This is a genomic window from Pirellulales bacterium, from assembly GCA_035656635.1.
Classification (GTDB): domain Bacteria; phylum Planctomycetota; class Planctomycetia; order Pirellulales; family JADZDJ01; genus DATJYL01.
On the sequence record DASRSD010000028.1, the window covers coordinates 19,150 to 30,071 of the forward strand.

Annotated in this window: 11 protein-coding genes; 9 read left to right on the plus strand and 2 right to left on the minus strand. The window is 51.6% G+C overall.

Annotation, left to right across the window (positions count from 1 at the left end; translation table 11 throughout):
• Positions 1 to 361 precede the first annotated feature (361 nt).
• The 3 genes from VFE46_02095 to VFE46_02105 all read left to right on the plus strand — a co-directional run bounded on the left by VFE46_02095 (position 362) and on the right by VFE46_02105 (position 2,033).
• Positions 362 to 1,207 carry a hypothetical protein gene (locus VFE46_02095; GenBank protein HZZ26772.1) on the plus strand — a complete coding sequence of 282 codons (846 nt, stop codon included), beginning with the start codon at positions 362 to 364 and terminating at the stop codon, positions 1,205 to 1,207.
• A 104-nt stretch (positions 1,208 to 1,311) separates the two neighbouring features.
• Positions 1,312 to 1,575 (plus strand): antitoxin family protein, encoded by a 264-nt coding sequence (locus tag VFE46_02100; GenBank protein HZZ26773.1) that lies wholly within the window; start codon positions 1,312 to 1,314, stop codon positions 1,573 to 1,575.
• Entirely contained in the window at positions 1,575 to 2,033 is a 459-nt protein-coding gene (locus VFE46_02105) for a type II toxin-antitoxin system VapC family toxin (GenBank protein HZZ26774.1), read from the plus strand. The genes VFE46_02100 and VFE46_02105 overlap by 1 nt, the downstream gene beginning before the upstream one ends.
• Positions 2,034 to 2,558: 525 nt before the next feature.
• On the opposite strand, the gene VFE46_02110 is transcribed toward VFE46_02105, so the two are convergent.
• On the minus strand, positions 2,559 to 2,879 hold the full coding sequence (locus VFE46_02110; GenBank protein HZZ26775.1) for a hypothetical protein: 321 nt from the start codon (positions 2,877 to 2,879) through the stop codon (positions 2,559 to 2,561).
• Between the two features lie 115 nt (positions 2,880 to 2,994).
• On the opposite strand from VFE46_02110, the gene VFE46_02115 reads away from it, so the two are divergent.
• From VFE46_02115 to VFE46_02140, 6 genes are all read left to right on the plus strand, one after another.
• Positions 2,995 to 3,615, plus strand: coding sequence for a 3'-5' exonuclease (locus VFE46_02115; protein ID HZZ26776.1), 621 nt, complete (start codon positions 2,995 to 2,997; stop codon positions 3,613 to 3,615).
• Positions 3,616 to 3,752: 137 nt separating this feature from the next.
• Positions 3,753 to 5,087 carry a metallophosphoesterase gene (locus VFE46_02120; GenBank protein ID HZZ26777.1) on the plus strand — a complete coding sequence of 445 codons (1,335 nt, stop codon included), beginning with the start codon at positions 3,753 to 3,755 and terminating at the stop codon, positions 5,085 to 5,087.
• The gene (locus VFE46_02125; GenBank protein HZZ26778.1) at positions 5,084 to 6,181 is read left to right on the plus strand and encodes a GTPase-associated system all-helical protein GASH; all 1,098 of its coding nucleotides are present in this window, start codon (positions 5,084 to 5,086) and stop codon (positions 6,179 to 6,181) included. The genes VFE46_02120 and VFE46_02125 overlap by 4 nt, the downstream gene beginning before the upstream one ends.
• The gene (locus VFE46_02130) at positions 6,168 to 7,088 is read left to right on the plus strand and encodes a hypothetical protein (protein HZZ26779.1); all 921 of its coding nucleotides are present in this window, start codon (positions 6,168 to 6,170) and stop codon (positions 7,086 to 7,088) included. The genes VFE46_02125 and VFE46_02130 overlap by 14 nt, the downstream gene beginning before the upstream one ends.
• Positions 7,085 to 7,996, plus strand: coding sequence for a hypothetical protein (locus VFE46_02135; protein HZZ26780.1), 912 nt, complete (start codon positions 7,085 to 7,087; stop codon positions 7,994 to 7,996). Before VFE46_02130 ends, VFE46_02135 begins: the two co-directional genes overlap by 4 nt.
• A gap of 2 nt (positions 7,997 to 7,998) precedes the next feature.
• Positions 7,999 to 10,074 carry a hypothetical protein gene (locus VFE46_02140; GenBank protein HZZ26781.1) on the plus strand — a complete coding sequence of 692 codons (2,076 nt, stop codon included), beginning with the start codon at positions 7,999 to 8,001 and terminating at the stop codon, positions 10,072 to 10,074.
• Between the two features lie 62 nt (positions 10,075 to 10,136).
• Here VFE46_02140 and VFE46_02145 read toward each other — a convergent pair whose 3' ends face one another.
• Entirely contained in the window at positions 10,137 to 10,799 is a 663-nt protein-coding gene (locus VFE46_02145; protein ID HZZ26782.1) for an N-6 DNA methylase, read from the minus strand.
• Between the last annotated feature and the right edge of the window lie 123 nt (positions 10,800 to 10,922).

The following is a 10,922-nucleotide window of genomic DNA, read 5'->3' on the forward strand; positions in this document are numbered from 1 at the left end:
TGGCACTTAAGCCGACGAAAGCGGGGACTGGCCTATTGCCAGTCAGAAGATCGGTGTCCCGAGCACGGTGGTTTTGCCACCGATGCCGGGGCATTCCTTGGTTGGAAGCAGAGTGGTCAAACGAGTGTTCCTCTGGCGAGGAGCAGTCCTTTGGCAGCGAGTTTGAGGTGAACACCACACGTGTACTTGCACGAAGGTGGCTTTCACCTCATGGTTTTTAGGATGCGACACGAATGGAATTACGGCGAGCCGCGCTAGGAAACTAGCGCGCTCGCCGTTGCGGTGGAGTCATCGCATATTTGTGAGGTTCTCTGAAGCTTCTACGGTTTTGTTTTCGTGGAGGTTTCTTGGAGCTTTTGATTTGCTGCCGAGCGTCTTGCGAACGATTCGCAAGCGCGTGAGGCCACTGCTTCAAGCAAAGGATTTACGCTGGGGGAAAGCTGGTAGCTTCCCCCTTTTTAAAAGTCTGCGAAATGGTTCGTCGGCTCTTCAAAAGGAGGTGCAGCGTATGCAGTACAGGTACGAGGCAACAAGTGAAAAGGGGTTCGTGCAGCAATTGGCGACGAACATTTTAACGCATGGGTATTTTTTCTACGTGCAGGGTCATGTGCGCGAAGGAAAGGATCCCCGCGAGATCGACAAGAAACTCTTGAGCAAATACGGAGTTGAAATCTCGCGTAGCCAAAGAGCCCGGCGAAAACTCTCGGGACTTGCGAACGTTCACTACTTACGATTCGACCGACACTGGATTCTACTGGCGACGCACGGCGAACATCTCTTCAAAATTGAAGAAGCGAAGAACATTCGCGACGTACGCGAGCATCCGATCCAAGCCGGTGGGTATTCGCTCTGGGTAAAGCGAGGCAACTTCCTCAAGCGCCGCCCGGAAGATGAAACTGCAACGCCAGATGGACGCTACCGGGTCCGGGTACTTATCGCCCGCGAAGAGTATCGCGGACTGCGAGCGTACTTTCTCGCCGAGCGCTGGAATTGGTCGGTCGAAAAGCTTTCTGCGGAACTACGGTCAATTCGTTATGAACCGTATGCCCCTGTCCGCAAGCAACTTTTGAAGCTCTTGTTCCTCATTAACCAGAAGCGCAAGACCGCTGGTTACAAAAAAGTGACGCCGGATGTCTTTCGCTATCGTAGGGACATAGTCAAAGTTTTTGAGCCGATAGCGGCAGTGTCCGACCGTGAAGCGGCCTAGGAACAAGGGTCTGGATATTATCTTAGCACGATGTTCGTCCTGGTGGATTCGGGTCCGTTCTTCGTGATGGACGGAACGCCACGAACTGAGGTATAATTGCCATTATGGAAACGAAATACGTCCCCGCTATCTTTGAAGCCGGAAAACTGCTCCCCTTGCAGCCTCTCGATTTGCGCGAGCACGAGCGAGTGGATTTGACCGTGGTGCGCGGTGCCGTAGCAACGGAAGATTCCGAAGACGACTATATTCCGTATATCGCCACGGAAGCTGATCCGTCGGTCACGCTAGAGCAGGTGCAGAAGGCACTGGCCTCAATTCCAGGTTCGCTCGTAGAGGATTTTGCACGCGAGCGTGACGAGCGATTCTAATGCCTCGCTATTTTCTCGACTCCAGCGCGCTGGCCAAAGCGTACCACGCGGAAACCGGAACCGCTAAAGTTGTGGCACTCTTGGCGGAAGCGGGCAGTGAATTTTTCATTTCCTCGCTGTCGGTCGTCGAAATTCAGTCGGTCTTTAGCCAAAAGGTTCGCGATGGGAAAATCACCGACGCGGATTATACCGTCCTCAAGCAACGATTCGCTGCCGAAACCCAAAACAAAAGAATCATCGTAAAGAATCTATTACGGCCGCATCAGAAGGCGGCTGAAAAACTGCTAGAAAAGCACGCCAAGGTTCGGCGGCTGCGAACGCTGGATGCCATGCAGCTTGGAGCGGCCATTGAATTGGCCAAGAAGATTGGGCTCGACCACTTTGTTTGTGCCGACAAACACCTTGTCGAGGTCGCTCGACTGGAAGGCCTGTCGGTTGTGAATCCTGACGAGCCGTGAACCGGAGCGGACAAAAAGGCCTGCCAAATTCGTCCTTGGATTTGGCAGACCACTTCCACGGAGATCCCTGCTAGCTCTATCTCGAACCGGCGCATTTTGCCCGTTGAAATTGATTTTGCCAAGGTGAATCCGACGATCTAACGTCGTGCGGCGAGCGCACGAAAAAAGCCCGTGAAGTGGGGCAGGTACTCCACGGGCTAGATCGTTCGCCAAGGCGAACTAACTTGATTAAAGCATCCGCATACAGGATGTCAAGGATTGCGCCATTTCTGCACTGACGGTCGAGAAATTCTCGGCATATTAACTAGCCTTCTCCGCATCCCGGACAGTAAATTCGTCGCATTTGCTCGTTGAATTCTGCAAGGTAACGGGCCTGAGTATCTGCGTCGCTGAGGTCAGCCTGTTGCTGTGCCGTGAGCGGCGTTCCGTTTTCCGCGGGCTGTGGTTGTTGGTCTGGAATTCTCGATCCTTCGGTGTGCGGCGCCGTCATGTTCCTCCTGTAATGACTTCAACACTAAATACAGTTCACGCGGCCTTGCGATTGCTGGCCAGTTGCTCACGCAGCTCGCGTGTCGCGGCGGCGCCTTTACGCACGGCTTCCAAGAGTTCCGCTTCATTGGTGTCGTCGTAATATCTGGAAGCCGACTTTCTGCCGGTGCTTTGGCTTGTGAACAATCGGCTCAATGTGAACTGCGGGTACGTGATACCCGTGGCGGTTTGACTCAGCCACAGTGCGATTTCAATTTGGCCCGACATGAAGACGCGAGTCGGCTCGACGGCCTTTGGTTTTTTCAAGAACTTGGTTTTATTCTTAGAATCAACAATCCTTTCCTGTGTGGGCTCCATACTTCCTCCGTTAAAAAATCAATTTCCACACAGTAATTTTGCCACAGAGCCAAGTCTTACTCAAAAAAAGTTTCAGCCGATTTGAGTAGCATTCGCGTCTGTGAGACCATCGGGCATGGAGGCTGGCAATCGTCGGTTGGTTTTTTTTGACCTGGAGTGCGCGGGATTGGATCCCAAACGGCACCCGATTATTCAGATTGCTGCTATTGCAGTCGACGAAGCCCTTGAACCGATTGAGGCATTCGAAGCGAAGCTGCGCTTTGACGTTCAGCGAGCCAACAAAAACAGCCTGCGAAAAAATCACTATCACCCAGGCATCTGGGCAAAAGAGGGGAGGGAACCGGAGGAGATCGCCCGAACGTTTGCCGAATTCCTGCGGCGCCATGCGACCATTCCGATGATGGGAGCAACCGGGAGCAGCTACGCCGTCGCCCAGCTTGTGGCACACAACGCAGATTTCGATGGAAGTTTCTTGCAAGCCTGGTACGAACGATTCGGCGTGTATTTACCAGCACGCAGGCAAGTGCTTTGCACACTGCAGCGGGCGATGTGGTTTTTTAGCGAACAGACCCGCCAGTCACCGAAAGATTTCAAGCTCGCAACACTTTGCCATTTCTTCGCCGTGCCATTTCACGCAGCAAGCGCTCACGAAGCATTGGGTGATGTTTTAGCGACGATCCAACTTTATAAATCAATTTTCCGCGCGGTTTCGAGCCCGCTATGCCAAGCCGCGTAATTAACCAATTTAAGGAACAAGCGTTCCGTCTGAAGAATTCTCCCGCGCCTAGTTTCTTGTTTTTTGGAGAGCTAGCCCAGATTCGCGCCATAAGTTATGATTACGCCATAACTTCCGTCGTTTTTCAGGGGTAGCACGTGGCCGTTTTGATCCATTTATCCGACATCCATTTCCGCAAACACAGCGGCTCGGCTCTCGATATCGACAGCGATCTTCGCAATGAGCTTGAGATCGACGCCAAGAAACTGGTCGAAACTCTAGGCCCACCGACTGCAATCCTGGTTGGCGGCGACATTGCTTATAGCGGAAAACGAGACGAATATGTCGTCGCGAGGGGCTGGCTTGGTAAGTTGAGTTCGGCGGTCGGCGTTTCGTTTGCCAATGTCTGGTGTGTACCTGGCAACCACGACGTTGATCAGTCAGTCATAAGAAATAGTGCGGTGCTTTTCGATCTTCAAAACGCTATCCGCGGAGCGGCACCGGCGGGCGTTGACGCGAAACTTTTAAGTTACTTCGGCGATGAAATTGGCCGGACCCAACTCTATAGCTCAATTGCGGAATTCAATGCCTTTGCTGAACCATACGGCTACAAACTGACAGCTGACCGTCCCTTCAGTGAATTTGATCTTCCGCTGAACGATGGCTCGTTGTTGCGAATCTACGGTTTGAATTCGACGATTGTATCGAATCATATGGATCAGAACGTGGAATCGATCGTTTTGGGCCGTTATCAGCTGCCGAAACGCACATCTGAAGGCGGAGTTACAAATCTAGTCCTTTGTCATCATCCGCCGGACTGGTGGAGCGATGACGATGCACTTAAGGACGATTTTGATGTGCGTGCACACATTCAACTGTATGGGCATAAGCACCGGCACGTGCTTCGGTCGGTAGAAAACTCGGTGCGGTTGGTTGCCGGTGCGGTCCATCCTGAACGTGTCGAGACTGGATGGCGGCCCCGATATAATTGGCTAACTGTCTCAGTGACAGGGAATGGAAGTCAAAGGACGCTCGACGTGAAGGTGTATCCGAGAGTTTGGAGCGAAACTGAACCGCGCTTTACCGCTGACTTCAACAGCTGCGGGGGTGCAGAATTCAAAGAGTACTCGCTTAAGCTAGAATCATGGGAGCCGCCAAAATCCACCGCCTCTGGAGAATCAGCCACGCAGCCGACGTCATGTGCAGAGGAAACCACAATGCAACAGCCAATACGACTGACAAACCCGTTGCGGGTATTGACGTTTCGTCTGTTCGAACTTCCATACCTAACCAGATTAAGTGTCGCACAAAAACTTAGCCTAATTCGCAATGAGGATGCAGGACTACGCGATTACGACATATTCAAGAATGTATTAAAGCGCGCCTCGGACGAAGGAAAGCTGGCTGATTTGTGGGACGCAGTGCAAGTCGAAGCTAAAGATAGCCGTTTTGGCGACAATCCGTTTCGGGCATTAAGTAAGGAGGGAACGTGAAAGACTATTTCGCAGAATGGTATGAAATCGCCAATTTGCAACCGAGCCCCGAAACGCTCGAACGCCGCTGGCAGGGCGTAGAAAAGGCCGCTGGCGCTCTCGATTCGGACGATATTAATCAAATCGGCCGATGTTACCACTCTATTACGAATGACGTGGGCGGTCCGACAGTCCTTATTGATGCGCTGCGCGAAGCGGATAGCACTTTCGTGCCGTTAAACCACTTGCAGGAACTCGCCGTCTTGTCCGGAGCGGTTTTACACGAGGCTCTCGGTGACAAGAATACCGACATCGCAAATCTAGCTGCGCTTGTCACAGTTGTTCCAACCGTACAAGGCTTGAGAACCAGTTCGGTCGTTCCACGTTTGGTAGATATTGCCGAACAGTATCTTGCGGACCGCTCGCGCGCGCTTCGATCAGCACCACTACCTCAGCTTAAAGGTAGTGTGGTTAATAAAGAACTCGTAGAGGCCGTCTCGAAGGCGTTTAATGAAAACGCGGCGCCAAGCGCAACTGAACCATTCGGGAAGATTATCGCTACTCAGAATACAATTATGAAGGCTCAGGCGGCGAGCATTGGAATTCTTGCCGACGCATACGAGTTGCTTCGTGAAGAGTCTGACATGTTGTGGTGGCTCACCGGCATGCATAGCCGCATCGCGACAATTCCATTCAGTGAATTAAAGCTAGGCCCATCCATACTTCTAATCGGCCGTGAACTTGCAGATTTGACACGTGTCATCCCGGGGCCGCTTGCGATGGGAGCCTTCGCCAAACGAATGCTTGCGCAATGTTTTGGATCTGAGAGTTCAAAAGACATTCAACTTGCCACTTCAATCAATGGTTTATCGCGAGACATTCGCGATTCGTGGGCAAAGGACGCTGCGAAGAACGACGAACTGCCGATGTGCCCGATCTTTAATGCTGTAATTAATTCTGTTTCTGTTGCAAAGGATTCAGAATGGCTTCCGCTATTCAAGAAGTCTCAACACCTGGAAGCAAAACTCAAGATTGCACCTGACCTATTGTGCCGCCAGGTCTATTTAGAGACGCTGCTGCTGCGTACTGGAGGTGATACCGATGGAAGAGAGTAAGCCCATAGAAGAAGGCAATGACGCCGTCGATAGCGTCGTTGAAGAAGGGATAGTTCGACTATCGCACGGTCGGGCGCTTAGTTTCGAGGATAGTTATCCGATTACCGCCGCTTCGCGCGCTCGCCTCATTCTTCTTGCGGGATTACCGAAGAGCGGGAAGACCACGCTTATCGCGAGCCTCTTTCACGGTTTTCAGAAGGGGCCCTTTGCGGGTTATGCATTTTCCGGCTCCGAGACCCTCCTTGGGTTTGATGAGCGATGTCACGACGCACGTATCAGTTCACGGAGATCGATTGCAACTACCGAGCGAACTAAGACTGGCACGACAGATTTATTGCTTCATCTCAAAGTCACTGGTGTGAGCGATGGACAAACAACTGACATCTTGTTCGTTGATATGTCCGGAGAGCACCATGATGCAATCCGCGACTCTGTTGAAGAATGTCGCAACCTCGCCGGTCTCCGCCGCGCGGACCATTTCGTACTTCTTCTTGACGGCGAGAAACTTGCCGACACTTCACAACGTCAGAAGGCCAAAACGGACGCCTTTGTTCTTTTACGATCATGCCTCGATTCTGACGAACTAAGATCGAGTTCACTTGTGGATATTGTCATCACAAAATGGGATCTAGCTTTAGGATCGGGAGGAACGGATGAAGTTGAAACATTTGCAAAGGAAATAGAGGCAGAAGGCTCTACCCGATTCTCGAATCGATGTGCGCGTCTTCGCTTTATGAGAATCGCGGCACGCCCTACCTCGGAAGCGTTGCCGTTCGGATGGGGTTTGGTTGATCTCTTTGCCGGTTGGGTGCGGGACATACCTGAGGCGTTTCATTCGCCAGCCGCTGTTACAGTTGGACTGACGTCAACTGAATTCGACCGATTTCGAATAGCAATTAGTACGTGACAGGCAACATGGTGCAGCAAAAGCAGCAGTTATTTGTTGTCGGCCTTCCCGGAGCGGGAAAGACTACGTATCTTGCCGCGCTCTGGCACGTTGTCGAATCAAGTGAAGTACAGAGCGCCCTTCGGTTAGTCAAGTTGCAAGGTGATGCAACGTACCTGAACCAAGTGCGGAGCTTATGGGTAGATGCAAAGAGACTTGAACGGACCAAATTATCAGAGCAAGCTAATTTACATATGCTTCTTGAGTCTGCAGACGACTCATCATGCGAGCTATGGATTCCGGATCTATCGGGGGAGGCGTTTGAGGTGCAATGGACTGACCGCGTTGCGTCTAAGGAATATTGTTCCTATGTTCGTGATAGCGAAGGCGGACTCCTATTTGTACATCCGCATGTGCGCGAAGAGCATTTGATTACGGACATCAATGCATTGGTGCCGCAATTGCCAGACGAACAGGATGAAGAAGCAACAACTAAAGTGCCCGATAGCGCGGACGGAGTGGCTGTCGCCTGGGACGCCCGACTTGCGCCGACGCAAGTGCAGCTCGTGGATCTCCTCCAATTCGTAATGGCACTCAGGTCGGGAAGGGCTGTGCGTCTTTCGGTAGTCGTGTCAGCTTGGGACTTAGTTAAAGATCAGTCGACGCCAGAGCAATGGGTTAAGGATAAACTATCCTTGCTTCATCAGTTCCTTTCGACTCAGGGGCCGAAGGTACAGGCAAAATACTTCGGAATAAGCGCACAAGGCGGCGACATTGAAGACCCAACGGCTGTCGATGCATTGAGAAAGCGGACAAAACCGTCTGACCGTATACAGGTGTACGATGGAGCGGAGAGAATTCATGATATTACGGCGCCCATAAAATGGGTCATCCAGGGCAATGGCGATGCAGATGAGGGTGCGACGTGAACGTGCGCATTCAACAGACTTTACACGGCTACTCAGAGGGCCATCGGCTACTGGCAAGTAGCCGACGATTATCGGCAAGTAGTCAGCGCACGATGCGCACTCTGACTGACTTGTCCGGTCCTCGCCTCGCTTTGGGATTTGAGGATTATTTTTCTGGATACACATTGCCTGACGACCGCTTATTCGTATTCTCACGGACGTGGTATGCGGATGACGCCGAACGGCCAGGATGCGTATGGACGCATAGCTTATTGCTCAACGAGGATGACCTTCGCAGCATTTCAGGCCTCCAGTCTTTGACCGAATTCTTTCGTCGCCCGCGTCGGGGAGAAGATGTCTCAATTTATGAAAAGGAAATTACCGCAGCTCCTTCTAATATTGAAAGTGCGTCACCATATCCACGCGCATACGTTGCCAAGGTTATTACGGCTCTATTTGGCGACCCGGCACCGGTTGTTCTTCCCGATGTAAACTCCGCGAAACTCGCGTCGCTTCACTTTGAAATGTGGCGTCTCAATCACACACTTACTGGGCAATGGCTTCAGTTCTGCACCGGCGCAATCCAATTGCGACAATCTCCCAGAGGCATCTTCGACCTGCAAACTGTTCCGATGCAGTCGATGCGAGAGGTGATTCGTTCTGCGAATAATATTCAAGTCGTAACTGAAGCAGATGGCGTGACAACAAATTGGGCCGAAGAATTCGCAATTGGTTCCCGCATGGCGGACTTTGCGATATTTGTGGAAAAGTACGCGACATTCCCTATCGATGGGCGGGGTTCTGTCGGTCCATACGCGATGCTCTTCCGGAACTTGAAATCCGACTGCCATGATTTGGCTGGTTATGTAGAAATAATCAAACAACTTCAGGATCTGTTTTCAGATCAACATCAGGGCGCACGTTTAAAAGTAGCGGTCGCATCTGGACCTTTGAACCGCCATTTTTTTAGCGATTTACCGGATCGTGATGTGCTGGCCACGCTGGTGAAGGAAGATGAGCACAATGCTTTCGATGCCGCGACACTTGATATACCGAACCGGGTAATGACGGCCTGGAAAGCAGCTCCGCAAGACACAATTTCATTGGTCCGCACTGCGCTGAGGGGAAAGAACGAGATTTCACGGTTAATCGTTAGCACGTTTAGCGAAAGTCTTCGCACCAATGATATTGCTGCTCTCATTGAATGGGCGAGCGACCTAATACCGATATTTGTCGTCTCCAACCCAAATCTTCTTACAGCCCCATCTCTTTGGCGCGCATCGGATGTTGTTCGAGAGGCCGCTTTGGAAGCGATGCTCCAGCAAGCTTTGGTACCTGATAATGTGCTGTTTGCAGTGATCGAAAGCCAGCTTGACTCCGGAGCCACCGATCTTGCCGGGCGAATGACAGCCAAATTTAAAGTGAGGACCGCCGATGCTCTCCTTTTGTGGGCTGTCGCGAATAAGTGGCAGCGTGTGCCGGAAGACTGGCAAGCCGCGCTTGAAGAACTCGGAAATGAATTTACAAGTTGGCTCATCATATCGTTGGATACTGGAGGACCTAAGACTTTTGCATTACCGCGTGTCCTCGCCGCCCGAAGTCTAGCTGCCAGATCGCTCCCATGCGAACACTGGATACGAGCGATTGTAACGACCGCAGATATCGATTCTCATGCGTCGTCACTCTGTTTGTATGTTCTTAATTTGGGGTTGGAGCGGTCCGACTCGCACGGAGAGGAAATGGTTAGTACCTCGTTTCCACGCGTGTATTTGGCGGCGAGTCAGAATGCCCTTGACGATCGTCTTTGGAAAGTCGTCGAAGAGTCTTTTGATAACTGGTGGTGGTGGGATCGCTGCCGCACGTTGCGGACGGGATTGGTAAACGAATTTACTGCGAAACGGTGGTCGCTACAACACTTTGTGCGGGCCTTGCCTGCACCTCAAGTACTATGGGATATTCTTTCTGCCTGGGGTTGGGATCGAAATGAAAAGAAGTTTTTAGCTTCCGCAATTCAGTATTTGCTTTCCGGGCAGACGCAGGCAGAACCTGGATTTCGGGATGTTGCTGCCCAATGTGCGCATTGGTTTGATGTCGATTAACGCTAAGAGAGGTTGTCGCAATCAGACCAACCACTCAATTCGATAATCGATATTTTGCAAATCTACGCTTTCAGCTTGTCCGCGATAGAAACAAATTGCTCCAGCGCGTCCTGTAAGTCGTCGACAATCTCGCGCGCCAATATGTCGGGATCCGGTAGGCTGTTGCTATCTTCGACGCTCTCGTCTTTAAGCCAAAATAGATCGAGGCTCAACTTATCGCGTTTCTGTAATTCGTCGTAAGTGAAGCTCCGCCACCGCCCGTCAGGCGTAGACTCGCTCCAAGTTGATTTGCGGCGATTGATGGTGCCGGGCTTATAGAGCTTCACGAACTCGTCGAAGTTACTTCGGGCAATTGGGTTTTGTTTCGGCGTGAAATGCTGGTTGGTGCGAAAGTCATAAACCCACAGCGTCGATGTCCACGGTTTTTCTTGAGGCGGCTTACGATCGAAGAATATCACGTTGGCTTTGACGCCCGGTTTATAGAAAATGCCGGTCGGCAGCCGTAGGAGTGTGTGTACGTCACACTGATGGAGTAGTTGGTCGCGGACCTTTTGTCCGGCTCCGCCCTCGAAAAGCACGTTATCAGGTACGACGACGGCGGCCCGGCCATGAACCTTTAGCAAATTGAATATGTGCTGAACGAAGTTCAGTTGTTTGTTGGCTGTCGAAGTCCAAAAATCTTGTCGGACTACAACCTCATCTTCGCTATCTAGAGCGCTCTTCATCTAGCTCTAGCGCCATGCCGGCAAATTAGTTAAGCTACGCAGCAACTTGAACAAGGAGGTTGCTGTGGCACCGTATTCGAGGGAGTTTCGTCGAGACGTACTTGCCGCCTGTGATACGGGTGA

Coding starts and splice junctions, on each gene's coding strand:
- VFE46_02105 (HZZ26774.1), top strand. CDS start 1,575: ATGCCTCGCTATTTTCTCGACTCCAGCGCGCTGGCCAAAGCGTACCAC.
- VFE46_02145 (HZZ26782.1), bottom strand. CDS start 10,799: ATGAAGAGCGCTCTAGATAGCGAAGATGAGGTTGTAGTCCGACAAGAT.
- VFE46_02110 (HZZ26775.1), bottom strand. CDS start 2,879: ATGGAGCCCACACAGGAAAGGATTGTTGATTCTAAGAATAAAACCAAG.
- VFE46_02115 (HZZ26776.1), top strand. CDS start 2,995: ATGGAGGCTGGCAATCGTCGGTTGGTTTTTTTTGACCTGGAGTGCGCG.
- VFE46_02100 (HZZ26773.1), top strand. CDS start 1,312: ATGGAAACGAAATACGTCCCCGCTATCTTTGAAGCCGGAAAACTGCTC.
- VFE46_02130 (HZZ26779.1), top strand. CDS start 6,168: ATGGAAGAGAGTAAGCCCATAGAAGAAGGCAATGACGCCGTCGATAGC.